The organism is Roseibium salinum (assembly GCF_026240905.1).
Lineage (GTDB): Bacteria > Pseudomonadota > Alphaproteobacteria > Rhizobiales > Stappiaceae > Roseibium > Roseibium salinum.
In genome coordinates, this window is the sequence record NZ_JAPEVI010000003.1 from 2264528 (window position 1) to 2289194 (window position 24667).

At 62.0% G+C, this 24667-nt stretch carries 26 protein-coding genes and 1 pseudogene; 11 read left to right on the forward strand and 16 right to left on the reverse strand.

Features of this window, described 5'->3' with window-relative positions:
• Positions 1 to 2 precede the first annotated feature (2 nt).
• Both argF and ON753_RS15045 read right to left on the reverse strand, forming a co-directional pair.
• Entirely contained in the window at positions 3 to 929 is a 927-nt protein-coding gene (gene argF / locus ON753_RS15040; protein WP_265963439.1) for an ornithine carbamoyltransferase, read from the reverse strand.
• Positions 926 to 2125, reverse strand: coding sequence for an aspartate aminotransferase family protein (locus ON753_RS15045; RefSeq protein ID WP_265963440.1), 1200 nt, complete (start codon positions 2123 to 2125; stop codon positions 926 to 928). Before ON753_RS15045 ends, argF begins: the two co-directional genes overlap by 4 nt.
• 400 nt (positions 2126 to 2525) lie before the next feature.
• On the opposite strand from ON753_RS15045, the gene ON753_RS15050 reads away from it, so the two are divergent.
• The gene (locus ON753_RS15050) at positions 2526 to 3053 is read left to right on the forward strand and encodes a GcrA family cell cycle regulator (RefSeq protein ID WP_265963441.1); all 528 of its coding nucleotides are present in this window, start codon (positions 2526 to 2528) and stop codon (positions 3051 to 3053) included.
• Between the two features lie 300 nt (positions 3054 to 3353).
• Here the strand turns inward: ON753_RS15050 and phoB are convergent, their stop codons facing one another.
• From phoB to ON753_RS15090, 8 genes are all read right to left on the reverse strand, one after another.
• Positions 3354 to 4052 carry a phosphate regulon transcriptional regulator PhoB gene (gene phoB / locus ON753_RS15055; RefSeq protein ID WP_265963442.1) on the reverse strand — a complete coding sequence of 233 codons (699 nt, stop codon included), beginning with the start codon at positions 4050 to 4052 and terminating at the stop codon, positions 3354 to 3356.
• Positions 4053 to 4124: 72 nt separating this feature from the next.
• The gene (phoU, locus tag ON753_RS15060) at positions 4125 to 4823 is read right to left on the reverse strand and encodes a phosphate signaling complex protein PhoU (protein WP_265963443.1); all 699 of its coding nucleotides are present in this window, start codon (positions 4821 to 4823) and stop codon (positions 4125 to 4127) included.
• A 29-nt stretch (positions 4824 to 4852) separates the two neighbouring features.
• Positions 4853 to 5650, reverse strand: a complete 798-nt coding sequence (pstB, locus tag ON753_RS15065; RefSeq protein WP_323054741.1) for a phosphate ABC transporter ATP-binding protein PstB — start codon at positions 5648 to 5650, stop codon at positions 4853 to 4855.
• 11 nt (positions 5651 to 5661) lie between these two features.
• Positions 5662 to 7014, reverse strand: coding sequence for a phosphate ABC transporter permease PstA (gene pstA, locus ON753_RS15070; RefSeq protein WP_265963444.1), 1353 nt, complete (start codon positions 7012 to 7014; stop codon positions 5662 to 5664).
• Entirely contained in the window at positions 7014 to 8483 is a 1470-nt protein-coding gene (gene pstC, locus ON753_RS15075) for a phosphate ABC transporter permease subunit PstC (protein ID WP_265963445.1), read from the reverse strand. The genes pstA and pstC overlap by 1 nt, the downstream gene beginning before the upstream one ends.
• Before the next feature lie 66 nt (positions 8484 to 8549).
• Positions 8550 to 9590, reverse strand: coding sequence for a substrate-binding domain-containing protein (locus ON753_RS15080; RefSeq protein WP_265963446.1), 1041 nt, complete (start codon positions 9588 to 9590; stop codon positions 8550 to 8552).
• A 431-nt stretch (positions 9591 to 10021) separates the two neighbouring features.
• Positions 10022 to 11377: an ATP-binding protein gene (locus tag ON753_RS15085; RefSeq protein ID WP_265963447.1), complete on the reverse strand. Its 1356-nt coding sequence runs from the start codon at positions 11375 to 11377 to the stop codon at positions 10022 to 10024.
• A 198-nt stretch (positions 11378 to 11575) separates the two neighbouring features.
• Complete coding sequence (locus tag ON753_RS15090; protein WP_265963448.1) at positions 11576 to 12055, reverse strand: SRPBCC family protein; 480 nt, start codon at positions 12053 to 12055, stop codon at positions 11576 to 11578.
• A 210-nt stretch (positions 12056 to 12265) separates the two neighbouring features.
• On the opposite strand from ON753_RS15090, the gene ON753_RS15095 reads away from it, so the two are divergent.
• Complete coding sequence (locus ON753_RS15095; RefSeq protein WP_265963449.1) at positions 12266 to 13177, forward strand: MBL fold metallo-hydrolase; 912 nt, start codon at positions 12266 to 12268, stop codon at positions 13175 to 13177.
• Positions 13178 to 13217: 40 nt separating this feature from the next.
• Here the strand turns inward: ON753_RS15095 and ON753_RS15100 are convergent, their stop codons facing one another.
• Together ON753_RS15100 and ON753_RS15105 are read right to left on the reverse strand one after the other, a co-directional pair.
• Complete coding sequence (locus ON753_RS15100; protein WP_265963450.1) at positions 13218 to 13640, reverse strand: DUF1499 domain-containing protein; 423 nt, start codon at positions 13638 to 13640, stop codon at positions 13218 to 13220.
• A complete protein-coding gene (locus tag ON753_RS15105) occupies positions 13547 to 14206 on the reverse strand; it encodes a hypothetical protein (protein ID WP_265963451.1) in 660 nt (219 codons plus the stop codon). The genes ON753_RS15100 and ON753_RS15105 overlap by 94 nt, the downstream gene beginning before the upstream one ends.
• A 191-nt stretch (positions 14207 to 14397) precedes the next feature.
• Between ON753_RS15105 and ON753_RS15110 the strand changes: the two genes are divergently transcribed.
• Both ON753_RS15110 and ON753_RS15115 read left to right on the forward strand, forming a co-directional pair.
• Positions 14398 to 14832 carry a hypothetical protein gene (locus ON753_RS15110; protein WP_265963452.1) on the forward strand — a complete coding sequence of 145 codons (435 nt, stop codon included), beginning with the start codon at positions 14398 to 14400 and terminating at the stop codon, positions 14830 to 14832.
• Positions 14833 to 15418: 586 nt separating this feature from the next.
• Complete coding sequence (locus ON753_RS15115) at positions 15419 to 16393, forward strand: magnesium transporter CorA family protein (protein WP_265963453.1); 975 nt, start codon at positions 15419 to 15421, stop codon at positions 16391 to 16393.
• Between the two features lie 21 nt (positions 16394 to 16414).
• On the opposite strand, the gene pdxH is transcribed toward ON753_RS15115, so the two are convergent.
• The gene (pdxH, locus tag ON753_RS15120) at positions 16415 to 17050 is read right to left on the reverse strand and encodes a pyridoxamine 5'-phosphate oxidase (protein WP_265963454.1); all 636 of its coding nucleotides are present in this window, start codon (positions 17048 to 17050) and stop codon (positions 16415 to 16417) included.
• 91 nt (positions 17051 to 17141) lie between these two features.
• Here pdxH and ON753_RS15125 point away from each other — a divergent pair, with 91 nt between their 5' ends.
• The 6 genes and pseudogenes from ON753_RS15125 (at position 17142) to ON753_RS15145 (ending at position 20820) form a co-directional block, all read left to right on the forward strand.
• Positions 17142 to 17609, forward strand: a complete 468-nt coding sequence (locus ON753_RS15125) for an RT0821/Lpp0805 family surface protein (RefSeq protein ID WP_265963455.1) — start codon at positions 17142 to 17144, stop codon at positions 17607 to 17609.
• Between the two features lie 267 nt (positions 17610 to 17876).
• A pseudogene (locus ON753_RS26815) lies at positions 17877 to 17944 on the forward strand (hypothetical protein); the annotation flags it as partial.
• 6 nt (positions 17945 to 17950) lie between these two features.
• Positions 17951 to 18799 carry a DnaJ C-terminal domain-containing protein gene (locus ON753_RS15130; protein WP_418067940.1) on the forward strand — a complete coding sequence of 283 codons (849 nt, stop codon included), beginning with the start codon at positions 17951 to 17953 and terminating at the stop codon, positions 18797 to 18799.
• 479 nt (positions 18800 to 19278) lie between these two features.
• Positions 19279 to 19806 (forward strand): MarR family winged helix-turn-helix transcriptional regulator, encoded by a 528-nt coding sequence (locus ON753_RS15135; protein ID WP_265963456.1) that lies wholly within the window; start codon positions 19279 to 19281, stop codon positions 19804 to 19806.
• A complete protein-coding gene (locus ON753_RS15140; RefSeq protein ID WP_265963457.1) occupies positions 19806 to 20126 on the forward strand; it encodes an antibiotic biosynthesis monooxygenase in 321 nt (106 codons plus the stop codon). Before ON753_RS15135 ends, ON753_RS15140 begins: the two co-directional genes overlap by 1 nt.
• 7 nt (positions 20127 to 20133) lie before the next feature.
• Complete coding sequence (locus tag ON753_RS15145) at positions 20134 to 20820, forward strand: GNAT family N-acetyltransferase (RefSeq protein WP_265963458.1); 687 nt, start codon at positions 20134 to 20136, stop codon at positions 20818 to 20820.
• A gap of 21 nt (positions 20821 to 20841) precedes the next feature.
• On the opposite strand, the gene ON753_RS15150 is transcribed toward ON753_RS15145, so the two are convergent.
• The 3 genes from ON753_RS15150 to ON753_RS15160 all read right to left on the reverse strand — a co-directional run bounded on the left by ON753_RS15150 (position 20842) and on the right by ON753_RS15160 (position 24201).
• A complete protein-coding gene (locus ON753_RS15150; RefSeq protein WP_265963459.1) occupies positions 20842 to 21468 on the reverse strand; it encodes a GNAT family N-acetyltransferase in 627 nt (208 codons plus the stop codon).
• Positions 21465 to 22787 carry an NAD(P)/FAD-dependent oxidoreductase gene (locus ON753_RS15155; protein WP_265963460.1) on the reverse strand — a complete coding sequence of 441 codons (1323 nt, stop codon included), beginning with the start codon at positions 22785 to 22787 and terminating at the stop codon, positions 21465 to 21467. Before ON753_RS15155 ends, ON753_RS15150 begins: the two co-directional genes overlap by 4 nt.
• Positions 22788 to 22881: 94 nt before the next feature.
• Positions 22882 to 24201, reverse strand: a complete 1320-nt coding sequence (locus ON753_RS15160) for an NAD(P)/FAD-dependent oxidoreductase (protein WP_265963461.1) — start codon at positions 24199 to 24201, stop codon at positions 22882 to 22884.
• 197 nt (positions 24202 to 24398) lie between these two features.
• Here ON753_RS15160 and ON753_RS15165 point away from each other — a divergent pair, with 197 nt between their 5' ends.
• Positions 24399 to 24623: a hypothetical protein gene (locus ON753_RS15165; protein ID WP_265963462.1), complete on the forward strand. Its 225-nt coding sequence runs from the start codon at positions 24399 to 24401 to the stop codon at positions 24621 to 24623.
• The last annotated feature ends 44 nt before the right edge of the window (positions 24624 to 24667 follow it).

The following is a 24667-nucleotide window of genomic DNA, read 5'->3' on the forward strand; positions in this document are numbered from 1 at the left end:
CCTCAAGCTGCGCCGAAGCACCAGGCCAGAATGCCCTTCTGGGCATGGAGCCGGTTCTCGGCTTCGTCAAACACAACGGAATTCGGACCGTCCATGACTTCCGAGGTGACTTCCTCGCCCCGGTGCGCCGGCAGGCAGTGCATGAACAAGGCGTCCTTGTTCGCCTCTGCCATCAACCGCTGGTTCACCTGATAGGCGCCGAGAAGGTTGTGACGCGTTTCCGCATCATCATCCCCCATGGACACCCAGCAGTCGGTGACGACACAGTCGGTCCCTTTCACTGCCTCATATGGGTCCGTTGTGACCAAAATGGAACCTCCCTTGGCGCGGGCGCTGTCGATCAGCTCCTGCGGCGGTGCCAGTTCGCCCGGCGTCGCGATACGCAGTTCGAAATCGAACCGCGGCGCGGCATGGATCCAGGAGGCCAGCACGTTGTTGCTGTCGCCGGTCCAGGCAACGCTCCTGCCTTTCACGGAACCGCGATGCTCCTCGAATGTCATCAGGTCGGCCATGATCTGGCAGGGATGCGAAAGCTTGGTCAGGCCGTTGATCACCGGAACCGTCGCATTTGCGGCCAGTTCGTTCAGCTCGTCATGATCCAAAATCCGGATCATGATCCCGTCCACGAAACGGGAGAGAACACGCGCGGTGTCGGCAATCGTCTCGCCCCGCCCGAGCTGCATTTCAGCGCCGGTCAGCATGAGGGTTTCGCCGCCAAGCTCGCGCATGCCGATATCGAAGGAGATGCGGGTCCGCGTGGAGGGCTGCTCGAAGATCATTGCAAGGACCTTGCCTGCAAGCGGCCGCTCGCTGCGGACACCGTCTCGGTTTGCCTTGATCTTCTTGCCGGCTTCAAGAATGGCGCGCAGCTCGTCGCCTTCGAATTCGGTCAGATCCAGAAAATTCCGATAGGTTCCGTTCGCGGTCATTCGGCCGCTCCTTCCACCAGTTTTTCTTCCACTGCACGGGCGGCCTGGTCGAGCCGCTCGACGGCGGTTGCTATTTCTTCTTCGCTAATGGTCAGCGGCGGCATGATGCGCACCACATTTTCGCCGGCCGGGACTGCCAGAAGCCCGGCCTCGCGGGCGGCGGCAACATAGTCGCCTGCCGGCACGACGCATTTCAGGCCGAGCATCAGACCGTTGCCGCGCACCTGCTCCAGAACTTTCGGATGGCTGTCCACCAGCCCGGCAAGCTTCTGCTTGAAGCTGAGGCCCTTTTGCCGGACCTCTTCCAGGAACCCGTCGCCGAGCACGACGTCCAGCACGGCGTTGCCGACCGCCATGGCCAGCGGATTGCCGCCGAAGGTGGTGCCGTGGGTTCCAGGTGCCAGGGCCTTCGCCGTCTCGGCGGTCGCAAGGCAGGCGCCCATCGGGAACCCGCCGCCGATCCCCTTGGCAATAGCCATCAGATCGGGTTCGACACCCGTCCACTGATGGGCGAACAGCTTGCCCGTCCGTCCGACGCCGGTCTGGATCTCGTCATAGATCAGGAGAATGCCGTTGTCGTCGCAGATCCTGCGCAGGGCCCGCAGGAAATCGACCTGGATCTCCCGGATACCGCCCTCGCCCTGGATCGGTTCGATAGCGATCGCCGCGGTCTGCGGGCCGATCACGGCCTTGAGCGCATCCAGGTCACCGGTCGGCACCTGATCGAAACCCGGCGCCTTGGGCCCGAAGCCCTCCAGGTATTTCGCCTGTCCGCCGGCGGCAATGGTCGCAATCGTGCGGCCGTGGAACGCGCCCTCGAAAGTGACGATATGGAACCGGTCCGGCTGGCCGTTGTCATAGTGATAGCGGCGCGCGCACTTGATGCAGGCCTCCATCGCCTCGGCTCCGGAATTCACGAAAAGCACCTTGTCGGCAAATGTCGCCTCGCACAGCCGCTTCGCCAGCCGCTCGCCTTCCGGCATCTGGTGGAGATTGGAGACATGCCAGAGCTTGGCCGCCTGATCCTGCAGGGCCTTGACCAGATGCGGGTGGCTGTGGCCGAGCGCGTTCACGGCAATACCGGAACCGCAATCGAGGAATCGTCGGCCGTCTGCCATTACCAGCCAGACACCTTCCCCGTGATCGAAAGACAGGTTCGATCTTGCGTAGTTTCCAAATAGTGCCGTCTCGGACATTCCTCGTACAACTCCTGTTAGCGCCTTTCCCGCTCCGGTTACGTCACGATAACGGTACGGAAAGGCCAAAACGCAACGTGCCGCCCCGATGAGGCGGCACGCAGCGGAGAACTTATACACCGTCCCTACCGTTGCCTGTCAATGGAAATGCCGTATTTGCCCGCAAATCGGGAAGTCACGACACGTTCAACGGGCTCGCCTTATTTGGGGAAAAGTCGGTTCATCCCCAATTGGTTTAAGACCAGTGGTTGCCTCACAAATTAACACTATTGTAACCTCTGGGCAGTCAGACACGAGATCTCGTGACGTCAATCGGATACAGGCACTAGATATGCCGATCGAGCGCATGCTTGTCACGAGGCTAATGGCCGCCGGTCGGTCAAATAAAAAGGGTGCGGCAATGAGCTGGACGAACGAACGGGTTGAGCTTCTCAAAAAGCTTTGGAGCGACGGCTTGAGCGCCAGTCAGATTGCGGGCGAGCTGGGCGGGGTGACCCGCAACGCCGTGATCGGCAAGGTGCACCGGCTGGGCCTTTCCGGCCGCGCCAAAACGGCCTCCAACCCGTCCAAACAGCGTCGCGCACGACCCAACGCTCCCGCGGGCACTTCGGCACCGAAGAAACCGGCCGCCCAGCCGCAATCGATCGGCGCGACCGCCCTGAAGGCCGATTACGCACCGGCTCCGGTGGCCGAAGCAAAACCGGAACCGATCGCGGAACTGGTCCCGATCTCCCAGCGTGCAACGATCCTGACGCTGACCGAGCGGACCTGCAAATGGCCGATCGGTGATCCGGCAACGGACGACTTCTATTTCTGCGGCCGCCAGTCGGATGCCGGCGTGCCCTATTGCGCGCACCACTGCAAGATCGCCTACCAGCCGGTCGCCGACCGCCGCCGCGACCGCAAGGTGATCGCCCAGGCATCCTGACGCAACAGTTCAGCTCAGACTTGAAGTGCCCGCCGATCCGGTGGGCATTTTTGTTTTCTGACCCTGCGATCTCCATCGCCAGCCGGGCGCGCCGGGATCGGAGAGCCGCAAGCCCGTTCTCCTTCCATCCTACACGACAGACCTCGGCTCACCGGTCCCGGATCTGCGCTTCGCTCCGTCCGGGAGGACGAAGGAAAGGTTGTCGCTAGGCTAGGCCGGGTGCACCACGGCTATGGGCATTCGTGAAGGGGGTGCCCGTTTTCGGCAGTGCGGGCGGCGCGGCAGTGGCGCCTCTACGGTTCAGCCTGTTGCCGAGAACTGATCGTTGAAGGCGTACCCGGCGCCGCGGACGGTGCGGATCGGGTCACTGGCCTTGCCCTTGTTGAGCGCCTTGCGCAGGCGCCCGACATGGACGTCCACGGTGCGCTCGTCGACATAGACGTCGTGACCCCAGACGCCGTCGAGCAACTGCTCGCGCGAGAAAACACGCCCGGGCGACGTCATCAGGAATTCCAGCAGACGGAACTCCGTCGGCCCGAGATGGATCTCCTTGGCGTTCCTGCGGACGCGGTGCGTTTCGCGGTCCAGTTCGATGTCGCCGGAGCGCAGCATGCTCGACACCACTTCCGGGCTTGCCCGCCGCAGGATGGCGCGCACGCGGGCCATCAGTTCGGGCACGGAGAAGGGCTTGACCACGTAGTCGTCGGCCCCTGTCGCCAGGCCGCGAATGCGCTCGGCCTCCTCGCCGCGGGCCGTGAGCATGATGACCGGCAGACGTTCGGTATCTTCACGGGCACGCAGGCGCCGGCACAGTTCAATTCCGGACAGGCCCGGCAGCATCCAGTCGAGGAGCAGGAGATCCGGGAGGCTTTCCCTCAGCCGGAGTTCCGCTTCATCGCCGCGGACACAGGATTCAACCGTGTATCCTTCCGCTTCCAGATTGTATCGCAACAGAAGGCTGAGTGGTTCTTCGTCTTCAACGATGAGCACCTTCGGCATACAGTATCGCTCCACTTCCCTCACCGGCGCCGAGCGCCGGACAGTTCATTCCTGGCGTTCAACGAGCAAGGTTCAGGCAGGACCCATGGTTTCGTCCATCTTCGTGCGCTCTTCCGGCAGGCGCTCACCGGTGACCATGTAGTAGACGTTCTCGGCGATGTTGGTCGCGTGATCGCCGATGCGCTCGATGTTCTTGGCGCAGAACAGGAGATGGACACACTGGGTAATGACCCGGGGGTCTTCCATCATGTAGGTCAGCAGCTCGCGGAAGATCGAGGTGTAGATCGCATCGACCTCGGCATCGGCCTCCTGGACCCGGCGCGCGGCTTCGGCGTCCTTGCGGGTATAAGCGTCCAGCACCTGCTTGAGCTGCGACAGGGCAAGCTCGGTCATGTGCTCGACGCCGATGGCAAGCTTCTTGGACTGCAGCCCGCTGTCGATGGCAATCGCCCGCTTGGCGACGTTCTTGGCCAGGTCTCCGACCCGTTCCAGGTCGTTGGCAATCCGCGTTGCCGCGGTGATTTCCCTGAGGTCCTGGCCCAGCGGCTGGCGGCGGGCGATCATTTCGATCAGCTTCACCTCGACTTCGTGATGCAGCGCGTCCAGGCGCTCATCCTGACGGATGGTGGTTCTGGCCAGCTCGAGATCCTGCGAAACCAGCGCGGACACGGCATCCGCAAAGGCCCTTTCAGCCAGGCCGCCCATTTCGGCGATCTTGCCGGCCATGTCCGTCAGTTCCTGGTCAAACGCCGAGACAATATGTTCAGACATCGTGTGTCCCCTAGTATCCGGTATTTCGGTCAGCCGAAGCGGCCCGTGATGTAGTCCTGCGTCCGCTTGTCCTTCGGGTTGGTGAAGATGTCCTGGGTCAGGCCCTCCTCGACCAGCACGCCAAGGTGGAAGAATGCGGTACGCTGCGAGACGCGGGCCGCCTGCTGCATGGAGTGCGTCACGATGACGATGGTGAAATTCTCGCGCAGTTCGTCGATCAGCTCTTCCACTTTCGCCGTCGCGATCGGGTCGAGCGCGGAGCACGGCTCGTCCATCAGGATCACTTCCGGGCTGACGGCGATCGCACGGGCGATGCACAGACGCTGCTGCTGGCCGCCGGACATGCCCGTGCCCGGCTCGTCCAGGCGGTCCTTGGCTTCTTCCCACAGTCCCGCCTTCTGCAGGCTGGAGGCGACGATGTCGTCCAGCTCGGCCTTGTTGCGGGCCAGGCCATGGATGCGCGCCCCATAGGCGACATTGTCATAGATCGACTTCGGGAACGGATTGGGCTTCTGGAACACCATGCCCACCTTTGCCCGCAGCCGCACCGGATCGACCCTGGGATCGTAGATGTTTTCACCGTCGATCTCGATCCGGCCCTCGACCCGGCTGCTCGCAATCGTATCGTTCATGCGGTTCAGACACCGCAGGAAAGTCGACTTCCCGCAGCCGGAGGGACCGATGAAAGCCGTGACCGACTGTGGCCGGATTTCAATGCTCACATCCTTGATGGCATGGGTATCGCCGTAATAGACCTGCACATTCCCGGCAGAGATCTTGCTCTGTGACATGTTGTTCGCCTGTTCGATTGTCGGCATCTCGTTCATCGGCTCGGTCCTTACCAGCGGCGCTCAAACCTGCGGCGCAGGATGATCGCGATAATGTTCATGGCCATCAGGAATACCAGCAGGACAATGATCCCGCCCCATGCCCGCTCGTAGAATGCCGGGTCGGCTCGCTTCGCCCATTCGTAGATCTGGGCCGGCATGGCCGAGTTCGGCGACAGGAAACCGGCGGCGACGCCATCGGGAAAATTGGAGGCGATGAAGCCGACCATCCCGATGAGAAGCAGCGGCGCCGTCTCCCCAAGCGCCTGCGCCAGACCGATGATCGTGCCGGTCAGGATGCCCGGCATCGCCAACGGCAGCACGTGGTGAAAGATCGACTGCATTTTCGACGCGCCGATGCCGAGGGCCGCGTCGCGAATGCTCGGCGGCACGGCCTTGAGGGAGGCGCGCGTCGAAATGATGATCGTCGGCAGGGTCATCAGGGTCAACACCAGGCCGCCGACAAGAGGAGCCGACTGCGGCAGATGCATGAACTGGATGAACACCGCCAGACCGAGGATACCGAACACGATCGACGGAACCGCGGCGAGATTGGAAATATTCACCTCAATCAGGTCGGTAAACCGGTTCTGCGGCGCGAACTCCTCCAGATAGATAGATGCAGCGACGCCGATAGGCAGGGAGAGCACCAGCACCACCAGCATCATGAACAGCGAGCCGACCATGGAAGCGCCGATACCGGCCTGCTCGGGACGAGAGTCCGACGCATCGGTGCCGAACACGAATTCCCAGTTGAAACGCTTCTCCAGAATGCCGGCTGCCTGCAGTTGATCGGCGAGATCCAGATGCGCCGCATCAAGGTTCTTGTCCTGTGCCAGGTCGTCGCGATCCACGCGGCCCTTCATATAGCCATCGACGCGGGAGGAGGCGATCAGATCGAACCCGACCGTGGAGCCGATGCTGTCCGGATGGGCCAGGACATGGTCGCGGATCGTGGCTGCCGCACCGGAGGAAAACAGCTTCTCGAGGTCCTTCGCCGATATGCCGGTGGAAATGTTGGCCGCTGACAGGTCGTTTTCAAAGGCCTCGATGAGGATCGCCCGGTACTTGGACGTTTTGACGACGGATTTTTCCGCTTCCTCGATCTGCTGCTGGTTCAGCGGGACCTCGACCTTCACGAAGGTCTGGGTGAACGCGCCCAGGCCGTTGGACAGTATCGCCCAGAGCAGAGCGACGAGAAAGAAAAGGCCGATCCCGATCGCAATGATGCCGTAGAGCTTGAAGCGGGCTTCGGCAGCGTTGCGCTTTCTGGTCAGGGCGTCGCCTTCCAGGATCGAGAAGACCGTTCGCTCGGGCGAAGCGTGCGATGTGTCCGACTGCTGGGCCAGTGTCGTGTCGGTCATTAGTCGTACTGCTCCCGGTACTTGCGCACGATGTAGAGCGCGATGATGTTGAGCCCGAGGGTCACGACAAACAGGGTCATGCCGAGCGCGAAGGCGACGAGCGCTTCGGGGGAGGCAAAGTCGGCATCGCCCGTAAGCTGGCTGACGATCTTTGCGGTAACGGTGGTCATGGCTTCAAGCGGATTGACACTGAGGCGGGCGGCGGCGCCGGCACCGAGCACCACGATCATGGTCTCGCCGATTGCACGCGAGGCCGCCAGCAGAATGGCACCGACAATGCCGGGAAGCGCGGCAGGCAGAATGACCTGCTTCACAGTTTCGGAATGGGTGGCGCCAAGGCCGAGCGACCCGTCACGCATGGCCTGCGGCACGGCGTTGATGATGTCGTCGGACAAAGAACTCACGAACGGGATCAGCATGATCCCCATGACCATGCCGGCGGTGAGGACCGACGAGGCGCCGGACATCCAGTTGACACCCAAGGCCCCGCCCGAACCGAAAACGTTCATCAGCAGCGGACCGACCGTCAGCAACGCGAAGAGACCGTAAACGATGGTCGGGATACCCGCCAGGATCTCGAGCAGCGGCTTGGCAACCGCACGCACATGCGGCGTTGCATATTCGGAGAGATAAATCGCCGCGAATAGGCCGATCGGCACGGCCACAGCAAGTGCAATCAGGGAGATATAGAGCGTCGCCCAGATCAGCGGCAAGATGCCCAGTACCGAGCCACCGCCGAAGCTAGGCGCCCAGGTCAGACCGAAGAAGAACTCGCTGGCCGGATAGATGCGGAAGAACTCGACCGTGTTGAAGATCAGCGACAGTACAATCCCGAGTGTCGTCAGGACCGCGATCGATGCGGCCGCGATCAGAATCCAGCGGACCACGCTCTCAACAGCGTTCCGTGCCCGAAACTCCGGGTTCGTGCGCACGACAGCAAGCACCAATCCGAGCAGCGCGGCGCCGATAACCACGACCGACCGGAGAAGGTAGCCGGTGGCGGAGATCTCCCGGTAGGCCTGTGCGGCACGAAGTGTTTCGGCTGTCACATCGGAACCCAGCGCCACGCCGACGTCCCCCAGGCGGTCGCGGACATCCGTCAGTTCGATGCGGATGGAGCTGGCGTCCTCGGCAGACATCACGCCCTGCGTGGCGGCAAGGTCCAGCCCTTCGGCAATGCGGACCACATCGCTCATCACCAGGTCGAGCGAACTTCCGGCGGCAGTCTCTTCCGAAATCATCGAGGACACGCTGCCGTTGATGACGATGGGCTGAAGGAGGAGCCAGATCACCAGGAGCAGGAGCGAAGGCGCCAGTGTCCAGACGACGGCGTTCCAGCCGTAATAGCCGGACAGGGAATGCAGGCGGCGCGAATCCCCTCCCACAGTTTTCAGGGCCTTTCCGCGGCCGAAGATATATCCGGCGACCGCAAGAACCAGCAGCACGGCAGAAACAAGAGGAAGTGACATGACGCGACCCGATCGGCAGGAAAGAAAGGAGGGGAGGCCGCGGCCTCCCCTCCGCAAGCGATGTGCTTAGTTGCCAATCGTTTCTGCAGCTTCAATCTTGGCCTGGGTAGCGGCCAGCTCAGGGTCGGAGACAAGTCCGTACTGAGCCAGCGGGCCGTCCGGGCCCGCGATTTCGTCAGAAACGAAGAACTGGGCGTACTCTTGCAGACCCGGGATCACGCCGATATGCGCCTTCTTGATGTAGAAGAACAGCGGGCGGGAAACCGGGTATTCACCGGAAGCGATGGTTTCGGTGGACGGAGCAACCCCGGCCATGTTCGCAACCTTCAGCTTGTCCGTGTTGTTCTCGTAGAATGCCAGACCGAAGACGCCGATGCCGTTCGGGTTGGAGTCGATGCGAGCCAGCGTTTCGGTGTAGTCGCCGTCGATGTCGACGGACTTGCCGTCGGTGCGAACCGCGATGCAGGCGTCTTCCGCATCGTCTTCGGACATGCCGCTGTCGATCATGGCCTTCAGGGCGCCGGATTCTTCACAGCCGACGGCCAGGACCTTCTCTTCGAAGACTTCACGGGTGCCGTGCTTGGTGCCGGGAATGAAAGCCGCAATTTCAACGTCCGGCAGGGAAGAGTCGACTTCGGACCACTTGGTGTACGGGTTGTCGACCAGTTCACCGTCTTTGAGGACTTTCGGGCTCAGGGCGTTGAACCACTGTACCTGGTTGAAAGCGTCGAAGGCCGGGCCGTCTTTCTGGGAAGCGAAGACGATCCCGTCGTAACCGATGCGGACTTCGATGATGTCCTTAACGCCGGCTTCCGCACAGGCTGCGATTTCCTTTTCGCGGATCGCACGGGAGGCGTTTGCGATGTCGATGGTGTTTTCACCAACGCCGGTGCAGAACTTCTTCAGACCGGCAGAGGAACCGCCGGACTCAACCACCGGGGTCGGGAATTCGGTGTTTTCGCCAAAGGCCTCAGCAACGATGGATGCATAGGGCAGAACGGTGGAGGAACCGGCGATCTGCACCTGGTCGCGAGCCTGAGCAGCACCAACGAATGCGGTCGAAGCAACAGCAAGAGCAGTTGCGCTAACGAGGGTCGTAAATTTCACTTGACCACTCCCTTTGAATGTCAAGGTTTCTAGATGATCACCGAGCACTGATTTGCACGAGCGATGCCGGGAACCTAGGCTCCATGGATGAGAGTTCTATGACAGTTCCTTATCAGTTTTGTGACATCGTAACATCTTGAAATTACAAGACTAATTATTCACTTTGCAGCTTTTATGTCGCTTGATCGCAATTATGTCGCCCTCCGGAGCGGCCTGGACCGGGCTTTCGGAAGCCTCTCCGATTCCGGCCACCCGAAAGTTCCGCAACGACTCCTTGAACCACCTGATTGCGAAAATTCAAAAGATGCAATCTATGCGTGCCGCACGGGTGTCGTGTTGGTAACGGCGGCCTCTTATCGCCGCTTGCCGAAAACACGGTGAGGGTGTGCCTGCCTGCAATTTTTCAGAAGTGAAGCTCCGCCGGAGCGCAATCAGGCCGTCGATGGTCCGGAAACGTCTGCCGGCTCCTGGATGGCAGGCAGCGTCACCTTGAAGGTTGCCCCCTCGCCCGGCTCGCTCTCGATGTCCAGGCGGCCCCGGTGGCGGGTAACGATGTGCTTGACGATCGCAAGACCCAGTCCGGTGCCTTTCATGGCGCGGCTGGAATCCGTATCGACCCGGTAGAACCGCTCGGTCAGACGCGGCAGATGCTCGCGGGGAATGCCTTCGCCGTAATCGCGTACGGACAGCACCCAGAGACGGCCGCCGTCCGCGCCGCGCTGTTCGGCGAGGCTGAGATCGACATATTTGCCGCTGCCGCCGTATTTCAGCGCGTTCTCGACGAGGTTCTCCGCGACCTGGATGAGTTCGTCCCGGTCGCCTTTCACCTCGACCGGTTTCTCCGGCATGTCCATGCGGATCTCAACCTTCATCTCCGCCGCCAGCGGCGACAGGGCGTCCGAGGTGTGGCGCACGATATCGGTCAGATCCAGCTTGTTCTCCGGGCGTACATGGGCCTTGAGCTCGATCCGGGACAGGGACAGGATATCGTCGATCAGGCGGCGCATCCGGCGGGCCTGATCCAGCATGATGGACAGGAAACGGTCCTGGGCTTCCGGATCGTTCTTCGCGGCCCCTTGGATGGTTTCGATAAAGCCGGTCAGGGACGCCAGCGGCGTGCGCAGTTCGTGGCTGGCATTTGCGACAAAGTCCGTGCGCGTGCGCTCAAGCCGCCGGTTTTCCGTCAGGTCCTGAATGACGACCAGGATAAAGTCCGGCAGGCCGTGCGGCCGGTCCCGGGCGTCGGAACCGGGCATGTAGATCGGCGCGATATGCGCTTCGTACCAGGTCTCGGTCGGCACCCGTTCGGTCCAGTTGATGCGCTCCGTGCCGCCGGTCGCGCAGACGCGGTCGAAAGCTTCGAGCAAGGACGGCGCCCGCAGGAAAAACGACAGGGGACTGCCCGGCTTCACGCCGCTATAGAGGGTCTGAGCCTGTGTGTTGACATAGCGGATTATTCCACGGCCATCGGCGACGAAACAGGGAGTCGGCAAAGCGTCCACCGTCACCTTCATGCCGGTGCCGGGCCACATCCTGCGGACTTCCCGTTGCGCATTGAACTTGACCCGCCGGCTTGCGGAGCGCCGTGGCACGAAGGCGGCCGCGAACGTCAGCGCCGCCATTGCGGCCACCGCAGCCGTGACCGGAACCTGATAGGCAAAGACGGCGGAACCGGCAGCCAGGAGGGCCGTCAGGAGGATCCAGCGCGCTTCGCCTATTCTTGTCAGCGGCGATGCGGTGGCCCGGGCCTCGGAGGTTTCCTCAAGGGGCGATGGGGATAAGGTCATGATTTTTATAAGCGCTTGTCAGCCAGCGGTTTACGCCACGATCGCGGATACTATTTCGACGTCTCAGCAAATGTGCAAGGCTGAAACAGGGAGATCGGGAAACGCTCTAACATGGCAAGCATGTCAACTGCGCGACAGCGGCGGTTGGTTTGCCTGCAGACCACACGGCGAAATTGCACACCGCCGTGGAGGCGCAGATCACCGCCACACGGCCGTGCGGGCGGCTTCCTTCAGATTGGCGATGATCCGGGGCCATCCTTCCGGCCGGCGCATCTGTTCAAGATAGGACGGGCCATGTTCCCCGTGGCGGAGAAAGGCGTCATGCACGATCTCCAGGCGTGTTGCATCGCCCGATTCCCTGAAATTCACCATCACCCGGCTCGCCGCAGCCGGATCGGCGATCTCAACTCCCTCCTGCGAGACCTGCCAGGCCAGACGGAGATACAGCGGAGGCTCGATCGAAAGCACCGTCCCCCAGATCCGGCGGCGGCCCTTTTTGTCGATCTCATAGCAACGGCCGCCGGGAAAAGGTTCTATGCCGGCTTCGACGGGTCCCTCGCCTGCCTCGGAGAACGGCGAGGACCACCACAGATCAGGCCGATCGACAAACAGGGAAAAGGCGCGCTCTCGCGGCAGGTCCAAAAGGCTCTCGAACCGGCATTCAGTTTCGTGTGTCATGGCTTTCCGTCGACAAGCGAATCTCAGTGGTCAGGACCGATCTGACGGACAATGTTCCATAGATTCCCCCTGCTTGGCAAAGGTCTGGCTCGATACGCCAAAGGAAAAGGCGGTTTCAAGCCAATGCCCGCGCATTGACCATTGCCTTCACCTGCGAACCGGACCACGTTCTGCAGAGAGTTCTAAAAGCCCCTCGCACGGCAATCCGGCATGAAACACGATCGCGACTTCGACCCCACCTACGGAACCGCCGTTGAACTGCTGCCCGGCCTGCGCCGGCTGACGGCGCACAATCCCGGCCCCTTTACCTTCTTCGGCACCAACACCTATCTGCTCGGCACGGACCGGCTCGTGGTCGTCGATCCCGGTCCCGCTCTGCCGGACCATATCGGCGACATCGTAAAGGCGGCCGGCGGCGCGCGGATCGAAGCCATCCTGGTCAGCCACACACATGTGGACCATTCGCCGGGGGCACGCCTGCTCAAGGAACAGACCGGGGCAGCGATCGTCGGCTGCGGCATCCACCGGGCTGCCCGGGAGCTGCTGGAGGATGAGATCAATCCGCTCGACGCCAGCGGCGACAAGGACTATCTGCCGGACCGGGAGCTGCGGGATGGCGAAGTTCTCCAGGCGGCGGGTCTGTCGCTGGAGACGATCGAGACGCCCGGGCACACGGCAAATCATCTGTGTTTTGTGCTGCAGGGCGAGGACGTTCTCCTTTCCGCCGATCATGTCATGGGCTGGTCCACGTCGATCGTCGCGCCGCCCGACGGCAGCATGAGGGACTACATGGTCTCCATCGACAAACTTCTGGACCGGCCGGAGCAGACCTATTTTCCCGGCCATGGCGGCGTTCTCCGCAACGCCCTCGCCTATGTCGGCGAGTTGAAACGCCACCGTCTGAACAGGGAAGCCTCGATCCTGGAAGAACTCGCCGCAGGTCCGGCGACCATTGCGCAGATCGTCGCCAGGCTCTACGTGGAGGTCGACCCTGCCCTCCACCCGGCCGCCGCGCTTTCGGTTTTCGCCCATCTTGAGGATCTGGCCGCGCGCGGCCTGGTGTCCGCTGCGCCGGGCCTGTCCCTGACGGCGGAATTCAGGCTAGAGCGCAGGACCGATTGACGGGGAGCCGGTTTCCGTAGCCGGGGTCGCCAACCGCCGGTCAGCCTTCGAGGTCGCTCAGCCCGAGATCATCCGCGACCGGTTCGTCCTCGCTCTCGATGTAGGGCTTGAAGCCCGGCTGCGGGATGGTCTCGCGCGGTTCCTCCTGCGGCTGTGGCAGCAATTCCTCCTCGTCCAGGCCGGCTTCCTCGACAGAGAGGCGGGCCAGATCGCCGTAGGTTTCCAGCAGCACCCGGTCGATTTCAGCGAAGACGGTACGGATGTGGTCGGGGTTGCCTGACAGATCCTTCAAGGTTGTTCGCGATGTGGCGCGGACATCCAGAAGCGCGCCGACCGCGTCGGGGCGGATGCGGAGCGCCACGTCATGCTTCAATCCGAGGATCTGCGTGGTGCCTTCGGCCTGGAGCCACGTGGGATCATCGAGCAGATCAGGCGGCAACTCGCCGACAACAGTCCATCCCAACTCTTCAAAGGCTTTCTCTGCGGCGGCATGCAATTGGGCGGGGGGATCCTGTATCTGCGCGAGACGATATCGGGGTAAAGCTGTTCCTGGCCGGCACCGGCCGAAAGGCTGCGGTCGGACAGTCCCGCAATGAACGGCCAGACACGATCCGCCGCCGCATCCTGCAGCCAGTTCAAGAACGGCTGTTCACCCGCCACCGCCTGGCGCTTCAGCTCCGGCGGATTGCCGAGATCCGTGGACAGATCCTCCGCTTCGGGGCGCAGGACCAGCATCGCCAGAACCAGAGCGGGCGGCACGAGAGACAGTCCGCTGAAGACGAGCCCGGCCAGCGCCGAGGGAATTCCCGGTCCGCCATAGGTCCATATCCGGTGGAATGCGGTCGCGGCCATTGCCGCCGACAACAGCGCTATTGCGGCAGCGGCGATCAGCGACAGCACGAAAACGTCGGCGCTGATCAGGTCGAACCGCTTGAGCAGAAAGGCGATCACGGCCAGTGCAAGCGCAAGCGCTCCGGTCACCCGGCTGGCGGGGGCTGAGGCAGTTCTGTTGACGGCGTAGCGCTTCATGGCCTTCCAACCTGCATTGCCCGCCGGCCGCTTGGCGCGGGCATATGAGTCTTTCCTCCTTTACAGGCAAATTGTCAAAAATGAACTTCACTTCGCCTGCACTCTCATCATACTTTCATAGCAACAGCATAAGAACCAGGCTCGGCCGGGCCAGGATCCGGCCGGAATGATTTTTGGAATCGGGGTGGGGCATGACCGGAACGCGGTTCCGTCATCCGGCAGGTGGTCCAGACAAGACGAGCGGCGGAAACGGCCGCAAACCGGCGGCATTCACAGCTCTCTCAAGGCCGGGTTACGGCACTATCTGCCTTTGCTATCTCCTGACCCTCACCGTGTTTCTGTCACCACTGGCCCTGGTCATGGCAATCCTCTTTGCGGACATCGGGCCGCACGCGTTCAGGGCGCACTATTTCTATATCCGCACCAGCGTCGGGCTTCTGGTGATCGGGGCCGGCCTGGGCTGCCTCATGATCGTGCTTGGCGCCTCGTTTTCCACAACGTTGATTTTCGCCGGATTGGCCTTTGTGGTCCTGACCGTGGCCCTGACCCTGGCGCGCGGTGTCACCGGGCTTTCCCGCGCGCTGCGCTGCCGGCCTCCGCGGAACTACCGAAGCTATTTTGTGTGAACTTCCCGAAATCGGCCGTTTACATTTCCAGAAAGCAAAATGGTAAAGATTTACTTACCAGAAACGTTCAACTTCCTGTCGATATCGTCACATCCTGTTATTGTTTTTGACTGGTCACGCCGAAACTTTAGGCGCATCCTTGCGTTGTCAGGTAAGGCATTGGCATTCGCAAGGCGGACGGCCATCCAAATGCCTTAGTTGAATACGACATGCACCTGCGCCCGCGTGAAGTCACGACAAAGCACCAGCCAGCGGGCCCTGGACAACAAAAAACGGACCTGAGGAAATGTCTGAGAAAACAGCGCAACCGGCGCCAGCCCCATCGGCCGGAGCGAAACTTATAAACTACTACAAGCCTGTGGGAATTGCTGCGCTCAACGCAGCTGCACTGTGCAACAAAACCGCAGTCGCCAAAAAAGGCAAGTGATCCGTCCTTGACGGGCTGACACGGGCTTTTCGGCCACGCCTGCCGGCACGGTATATGTACCCTCCGGCCAGGCCCTGCAGATGCGGTTGCTGAAATTCGGTCTCTTGGGCAAACTGCCGCCCACCGGACACCAGGCGTGTCCTTGCGGAGATTGCCCGAATGATCATTGCCTACTGCCCCTCGACCACGGGCCTGGAGCGTATCGAACTGCCTCCGGGAGCGCCGCTGCCTTCCACATCCGTGTGGATCGACCTCGTTTCTCCGACGCATGAAGAACAGCTGGCGGCGGAGAAACTGATGGGCGCGGAGATTCCCACACGGGAGGAGATCGCTTCGATCGAGACCTCCGAGCGGCTCTATGTGGAGCCGGGCGCGGTCGTCATGACGGCCCAGTTGCCGATCGCGACGCGGATGATCGATCCGGCTGTCTCGTCGGTTACCTTCGTGCTCAACACCAAGCGGCTGGTTACCGTCCGGTACGGCGAACCGAAATCCATCGTGATCCTGTCGAAGAAGGTGCAGTTCGATGCGACCATCGCGCATCGGGGACCGGCGGTGTTTTTTGCCATGGTCGACATCATTGTCGACCGCTGCGCCGACGAGATGGAAAGCGCCTCGACCTGGTATGACGAGCTTTCCATTCAGGTCTTCGGCGAGGGCCTCAACACCCGCAAGACTGGCAGCTATCAGGTCGCCATCCGGCGGCTCGGCCAGATCGGGCTCCATGTCTCCAAGATGCACGACGTATGCACCAGCCTGTCGCGGGTCATGCTGTTCCTAAGCGCCCATGCAAAGCGGGTCGGCTTGAGCGAGGAACAGACCGCCGAGTGCAAGATGTACAGCCGGGACATTCACTCCATCAAGGAACACAGCGACGCCCTGGACAACAAACTGTCCTTCCTGCTGGACGCCACGGTGGGGCTCGTCACGCTGGAGCAGAACCAGATCACGAAGATTTTCACGGTCCTCGGGGTGATCTTCCTTCCCCCCACGCTGATCGCCTCGATCTACGGCATGAACTTCTCCAACATGCCCGAGCTTCAATGGCAACAGGGCTTTGCGTACTCCCTGGCCCTGATGTTCGCCTCCGTCATCGCCACCTTCCTGTTTTTCCGTTGGAAGGGGCTCCTGTAACGCACTCCGTGCCCCGGGGCCTCACGGATAAAGCCGTTCCTTCGACCAGGGCCGGTCCGCGCTTTCGCGGGTGAAGAGAATGCGGTCATGCAGGCGGAACGGCCTGTCGTGCCAGAACTCGATGGTGAGCGGCACGAGCCGCATGCCCGACCAGTGGTCCGGACGCGGAATGTCGCCGATCCCGAATTTCGCCGTGTATCTGGCGACTTCCTTTTCGAGCGCGAACCGGCTCTCCAGGGGCCGGGACTGCTTCGAGGCCCAGGCGCCGATGCGGCTGCCGCGCGCCCGCGACCGGTAGTATTCGTCCGCCTCTTCCTTGGAGACCTGCTCCACCGGCCCGCGAATCCGGACCTGGCGCCGCAGGGACTTCCAGTGAAAACACATTGCCGCCTTGCCCGCGAAAAGAAGCTCACGGCCTTTCGCGCTTTCGAAATTCGTGTAGAAGACGAAGCCGCGCTCGTCGAAGCCCTTCAGGAGAACCATGCGCACATTCGGCATGCCGGTCTCGTCGACCGTTGCGAGCGAAAGGGCATTGGGATCGTTGGGTTCGGAAGCTTCCGCATCCACAAGCCATTCACGGAAAAGATCAAATGGCTTCGTGACCTCAGCGAAGTCACCTTTTGTTAACTCTTCAGGAGGATGCTTGAGATCTGTCATTGATAACCTGTCGAAGGATTGAATGGCCCGAAGATGGCAAGGATCCGCCAAACCCTCTGCCAGATGTTCGGACCGTCTAAAGATCTGGCTTATGCGTTCATATATCGCCGGTAACATCAAGATCCAACAGTTTGCGGCCGTCCTGCTGCCGCTTGGCCTGGTCTTGGGCGGTTGCAGCCAGTTCTCGGTTCCGGTGGGCAGCAACAATGTCGATACGCCGACCCTGCTGACAGGCTCGATCCCCTCGTCCTCCGATGTCGCCTATTCCGATATCAGCGTCGAAGACCGCAAGATCATCGCGGAAAACCTCGACGTGGCCGGCCCGCAGCTGGCCGAGACGGGTCAGGCGGATGCCCTGAGCCTGCCCTGGCTCAATGCGGTGAGCGGCAATTCCGGCACCCTGACGAATATCGACAGCGCCTCGCTTGGCGAAACGGGCTGCGTTTTCTTCAAGACGACCGCCAACACGATCGCCGGCATCAAGCTCTATTCCGGAACCGCCTGCCGCGACGTGACACAGAAATTCTCCGTCACGACACTTTCTGTCGCAGACGCTTGAACCGGCGGCAAAACCAGCTAAAAAAACATCTGATCCTCTGACCGGTGATGGAAGACTGGAATTTTGACGATACCATCCCGATATTGAGGACAAGTCCGGCCATGTCAGTCCCAGACGATCGCACGCTTCGGAACAGGACAAATCCGGAGCGTTTGCGCGTGGGGCTGCCAACGGGGAAATCTTAGAAATCTGGTGATGCGAATGCGTGATCCTTACAGCGTTCTCGGTGTGGCAAAAACCGCCAGCGAGAGCGAAATAAAAAAGGCCTTCAGAACGTTGGCCAAAAATACCATCCGGATCAGAACAGGGATGCTCCGGAGGCACAGCAGCGTTTTGCCGAAGTGAACCAGGCCTACGAGATCGTTGGCGACAAGGAAAAGCGCGCCCAGTTTGACCGCGGCGAAATCGATGCGGAAGGAAGACAGCGCTTCCAGTCCCATGGATTTGAAGGCTATCCGGGCGGTTTCGAAGACTTCGGCGCCGCAGGCGGGGCGCGCGGCTTCAAGTCGACCGCGGGCGGCGGAAGCTTCGACGACATTCTGAACGATATTTTCGGAAGCTTCGGCGGCGGCCGCGCGCGCCCTGGTGCCGGCGCGGGCGCAGGCCCCGGAGCCGGTTTTGCTGGCGGCGCACGTGCCAGGACGGCACCGAGAACCAAGGGCAAGAACGCGGAAATCGTGGCGCGCGTATCGCTGGAAGACATCGTCAATTCCGGCAAGACGCAAGTGACGCTGCCGAGCGGCAAGACCGTCAACGTCACGCTGCCCAAAGGGGTTGAGGAAGGCGAGAAGATCCGACTGAAGGGTCAGGGCTATCCGGGCGAGAACGGCGGCCCGGCAGGCGATGCCATGGTCGAGGTCCGCTTCAAGCCTCACAAACTGTTCGAGGTCAAGGGCTCGGACCTGCATCTGGATCTGCCGCTCGCGCTCTATGAGGCCGTGCTCGGTGCCAAGGTCCGCACTCCGACACTTTCCGGTGCTGTCAACCTGGCCATTCCGCCCAATTCCTCCAGCGGCAAGACGATGAGGTTGAAGGGCAAGGGCCTGCCGACCAAGACCAGCGGCCATGGCGACCTGCTCGTCAAGCTCCAGATCATCATGCCGCCTCACAACGACGAGGAGTTGGAGACCCTGATGAAGGCCTGGAAGGAAATCACCCCCTACCGGGCGCGCGGACCGGAGTTTGACTGATGCGCGGGCGAGAGCGGGCGGCAAGGCCACTGTTTGACCGACTGTGGGTTGGTGGGCTTGGTCCGGTTTAGCCTTTTGAGACAGACAATCAGTAGTTCCAGCTGCCCCACCAACCCCCACTGGGTCACCCCGGGCGAACGAAGAGAGACCCGGGGCCTACTCGTTTGCAGAGCGGGTCCTGTTTGACGCTGGCCGTACCGGCACCTCTCTTCAGCTTTGGCAAGCCGACCTGCGAGTAGGCCCCGGCTCTGCGCTGTGCTTGGCCGGGGTGACTGTTTGCGGCCGTGACCCGATCGCGCATTGCGTCCTGGCGATCAGGGATCAATTCGCAGAACAGAGTTGATGACACGCGTCGAAACGAGACGGTTGCCTCGACCAGCGTCTAACTCCTCTCCCACCAGAGCGCTCCAATTCCCAAGACACATCTTGCCAATAAAATATATCTTGTTATATAGCTTGTTATGTTAGTGGAGGCATGAATGGTTGAAGACGTTGTCCGCTCGCTGGGATACGCCACTCTCGGCAGCCGGTTGAAAAGGATCGGAGAAAGACTGCAGGCGGAAACGCAGGAGCTGGCGGGGGAACTCGCCGGAACGGATCTGCCGACGCCGCACAACCCGGTCCTGGCGGCGCTGGATCTTCATGGTCCCTTGAGCATCGGCGATCTCGCCAAGGCCCTAGGGCACAGCCAGCCCGGGGTCACGAGGATGATCAACAAGATGAAGGCGGACGGCCTTGTGGTGGGTCAGCCGGATGACAGGGACAGGCGGGTGAGCACCATCGCGCTGACGGAGAAGGGCGCAGTGCTCGTCGCGACATTGCGCGCCACGCTCTGGCCGGCGGTGACGCTTGCCGTCGAAAACGCCTGCGCGCAGCTCAGCGGACCGTTTCTGGAGCAGCTCGCACAGCTCGAAGACGCGCTGGCCGAGGTCCCGATCACGCAACGCGTTCCATCGCCGCCATTGCCCGATTGGGACAGCCTCGCCCGACGCCGGGAGGAAGGCTGATGATCAAGCGCATATGGCATGGCTGGACCACGCTTGAAAATGCCGCGACCTATCTCGAAGTATTGACCACCCAAGTCATACCGGGGATCGAGGCAAAGAATATCCCTGGATTTCTCGGCATCGAGGTGCTGCGGCGGGAGCTTGCGGACGAGGTGGAATTCCTCACCATCATGAGTTTTCGCTCGCTCAACGACGTTGGCGCCTTTCAAGGCGCGGATTACGAGCGCTGCTATGTGCCCGATGTGGCGAGGTCCGTGCTGAAACGCTGGGACGAGGTTTCGCAGCACTACGAGCTCAAAGATGCACGCAGCTATGAATAAGCCGGCCGTGACACACCCGCTCAGCCGCGCCGTCTGGTCGGCGCTGACCACGAGACAGGACGCCTTTGCCGCCGGCGGCACGCTGGCCCGGCGCTTCGATCCAGCCGTTTCCCCGTTTGCGGCCGCGAGGGACAATTCGCCGGCGGCGCTCGAGGCGCTTGCCGAGCTTGTTGGGCCCGGAGCCGACCGCGTCTACCTGCTGCAGGGCGAGGACATTGCCCTGCCTGATAGCCTGGAGGCCGAGATGACGGCACCCGGCGTCCTGATGACGGAGCGCACCCCTTCATCCAGACCGGCAGGGGACGCAGCGATCGTGGCCCTCGGGCCGCAAGACATTCCGGAAATGGTTGCTCTCGCGGAGCTGACCAGACCCGGTCCGTTTACGTCCCGCACGCCAGACCTCGGGACGTTCTGGGGAGTGAAGCTCGACGGGCGCCTTGCCGCCATGGCGGGGACGCGGCTCGCCCTCGACGGCTACACGGAGATTAGCGGCATCTGCACCCATCCCGATTATCGCGGCCGCGGGCTCGCCTCCGTGCTCTTCGTTCATGTAGCCGCCGAAATCCGGAAGCGGGGCGACACGCCCATCCTGCATTCCTATGCGGACAACCACGGTGCCATCGCGCTTTACCGGAAGCTCGGCTTTGAAATCTGGAGCCGGGTGAATGTCGCGGTGGTCCGGCGCAGGGCTTGAGCCTGTCGTCCAGGCCGATGCTCAGAGATCCCGGCCACACCAGACGGTTCCCCGGGAGCCCGCTGACCGGTCGACCGACACGGGCCGGAAGCCCCGGGATTTCCAGAACGTCAGCCCTGGCTGGTTCACAGCACTGACACCTGCATGAACCGCCTGCACGCCTAGCGCTTTTGCAGCTTCGATCCAGGCGTCCAGAAGCTTTGAGCCGATGCCCTTTCCCTGCGCACGCGGCAAGAGGTTCATGTGGATGTGGGCCGGATAACGCCGGGCGATTTCATCCGGAATCGGTGTGGGGTGAAAGATCGTCCAGATGCGGAACTCGTCCGCCGTCCAGGCAGACCTGTCACCTTCGGGCTCGGCATATGACTTGCGCAAGGCCGGCCACCATTCCGCTTCCAGACGCCTTTCAAAGTCCCGGGTATCCGCGGCGCCCGCCACATATCCTGCAACACCCCCGGCGTCCTCCGCGACAAGGCAGATCAGTCCGTCGAGGGCAACATAAGGGGCGGCATAGATGTGTCCCATCAGTCTGGGATCGGAATAGAGCCCCGATGCGTCCTTGCCGGCATCGCCGGTCCGCAGGCAGATGGCATAGAGTGCCTCGAGGTCCAGAAGCGACGCCGGACGCAGGTGGACCGAACCCGTCACCTGTCCTTGATCCCGTACCACCAATAGGCGCCCTGCAGATAAAGCTTGCGCAGGCCCGGCAGGGGAAATCTTGCGAACGGCCGCTGCAGGGGCGCCGGCAGGTCCTCCCGGCGCAGCTTTCCGGTGATCAGGCCGGCGATCTTTTCGCCTGAGATCGAGGCCATGGCGATGCCGCTGCCGTGCCAGCCCATGGCCGCATAAACCCCCGCCATGCCCGGCACCTCGCCGACAAAAGGCGTCAGTCTGCGCGCAAGGCAGACATGCCCGTACCAGCTGAATTCCGCCTCCACATGCGCCCAGGCGGGAAACATGTTTTCGAAGTCGGACCGCGCGCGCTTGCGCATTGCCGCCAGAGAGGGTTCGTTTTCGAAAATGCCGCCGCGCGTGCCGAACAGAAACCGCCTGTCGGGCAGCAGTCGGAAATAGTGCAGGAGGATGCGCGTGTCCGCCGACATTGTGTCGCTCGTCCAGCCCTGGGCGGACAGCTCATCTTCGCTCAAGGGGCGCGTAACCTGAATGGACGACATGACCGGAAGAGTGCGGCCGTGCAGCCATTTGGGCACGTCTTCCCTGGCATATCCGTTTCCCGCCAGCACGACCTTCTTGGCGCGAACGAGGCCGTACCCGGTCTCCAGGCGCCAGCGGTCGCCGTCCTGGCTCAGGGCCGTGACCGGTGACTTGCCGAAGATCTTCCCGCCTGCCGTGCGCACCTGCTCCGCAAGGGCCTGGACGTAGGCCATCGGGTTCAGCGCAAAGCCGTAGGGCACATGCAGGCCGCCGTGAAAGCCGGGCCCGCCATGGCCTTCCGCGTCCAGGTCATCCTTTGACAGGTATCTGGTCTTGATGCCGAACGTCTCTTTGAGAAAGGCTCCCTCGGATTGGAGACCTGCGGTGTCTTTCGGCCGATGCGCCAGGAAGACCTCGCCCTTTGAATGGCGGTCGGCATCGACGCCCCAGCTATCGAGCCGGTGGGCGACCAGATTGACGCCGGCGACCTGAAAGGCAACGAATTTGCGGGCTTCTTCCAGTCCGAATGCCCTGATCAGCTGACGCTCGTTGAGCTTCGTGCCTCCCAGACAGCAGAAACCGCCATTGCGGCCGGAAGCCCCATAGCCGACATGTTCGACCTCCAGAACACAGACGGAAACACCCGCCTGCGCAAGCTTCAGCGCCGCGCTGAGGCCCGCATATCCGGCGCCGACCACGGCAACGTCGAACAGCGCGTTGCCGATGAGCTGCCGGTCGAGCCTGGGCTCGGGCACACTGGCTTCCCAATAGCTGCCGATGGTGCGGCGGTTATCCGTGTGGCTTTGCAGCATGTTCGTTTATGGACTCATAAATGCGGTGAAATTGGCACGCCGCCGGGAACGGGCACAAAGACCGAACGCGACAGGTTCTCTGTTTCTCATGGCCCTAGATTCCAAGCCTGTCGCGCAGGGAAAACCAGGTCATCGCCAGCACGAGAAGCGGAAACCGGAGGCGGTCGCCGCCCGGGAAGGCCGGAATGTTCAGCTTTTCCAACGCATCGAACCGCCCTGCCGTGCCGGCAATCGCTTCTGCGAGAATCCGCCCGCCGAGCGTTGCCATGGCGATCCCGTGCCCGGAATAACCGGCCGCTGTCAGCATATTGGGAGCGAGCCTTGCGAAATACGGCATGCGTTTCGGCGTGATCGCCAGCGTGCCCCCCCAGCCGTAGTCTATGCCGGCATCCTCCAACTGCGGGAAAATCTCCAGCATCGGCCCGCGCACAAAGGACCTGATGTCCTCCGGGAACCGGTAGCCGTAATTCTCGCCGCCGCCGAACAGAAGGCGCCGGTCGGCCGACAGGCGGAAATAGTTGATCACGAATTTGCTGTCGGCGACCGCGACGTTGTTCGCGATCAGCTTTTCCGCCTCGTCTTCGGAGAACGGCTCCGTGGCGACGACGAAGTTGTTGATCGGCATGACATGCGCGGCCGTCTGACGGTCGAGCCCCCCAAGGTAGCCGTTGCAGGCAAGCACCAGATGATCCGCGCTGACGTTTCCGCGCGCCGTCTTCACCGTGATCCGCCCCTGGCCCTTGCCCTCAATTCCGGTGACCCTGGTTTCCTCGAACAGCGTGGCGCCGGCCTTTTCGGCCGCCCTGCCCAGCCCGAGCGCAAAATTGAGCGGGTGGAGATGGCCAGCGCCCAGGTCAAGGGAACCGCCGAAATAGCGCGGACTGCCGACCTGATCGCCGATCTCGTCGCCGTCGATGAAGCGGATGTCCTCGTAGCCGTAGACGAGGCGCAGATGTTCGACATAGTCGCGGCTGTCTTCCACGAAACTCTTGCGGTGATCGACGTGCAAGATGCCCGGCGTATAGTCGCAGGCGATCTCATGACGCGCGATCAGGCCCTTCACGAGCGCCTTTGACTCTTCGCCAAGATCCCAGAGCAACTTCGCATGGGCCTTGCCGTGCCGCGCCTCCAGCACTGTCTGGTCCACGCGCTGACCCGACCCGACCTGGCCGCCATTGCGGCCCGAGGCCCCCCATCCCAGCCTGTTGGCTTCCAGCAGAACGACATTCACGCCATCCTCAGCCAGATGGAGTGCTGCGGACAGGCCGGTATAGCCGCCGCCGACGATACACACGTCACAGCTTCGGGTGCCGTCGAGCGCCGGATAGGAAGTCTGCCAGTTCGCGGTCGCCGCATAGTAGGACGGGGCATGCATGCCGGGCGTATCATTTGCCGTCAGGAGGTCGAGCGCCATCTCCGATTTCCGGCTCCTTTTGAATGTGCGCTGGGTTGCGGCCTTGAAAGGCAGGCCAACATCCCTTGTTCAGAATTCAGTTTCAAGGTGAAATCGAAACCTGTAAGCCGGGTTTTGCCTGATTCTGCAGGATCTTGCAGCTTCCCCAACGGCAGCTCGCCTGCATCGTCCCGGTACGGAAAAAGGAAGGAAACCCCGTGTTTGGTCCCGTAGAACACCCCTGGTTCGATCCGCTCTGGCGGCGCATTGTGCTTGTCGTCTTTTGCGCCGCTTGGACCGGCGTGGAATACTATGCAGGCAATACGACCTGGGTCTACATCATGCTGGCCATCACGGCCTATGCCGGCTGGGCCTATCTCTTCTCCTACAAGGGGCCGGACGATCCGGAGCGGATAAAGCGGACGGATCAGAACGAAGGGTGATACCCGCATGGGGAACGGCGTTCCAGCGCGGCGGACACATCCTG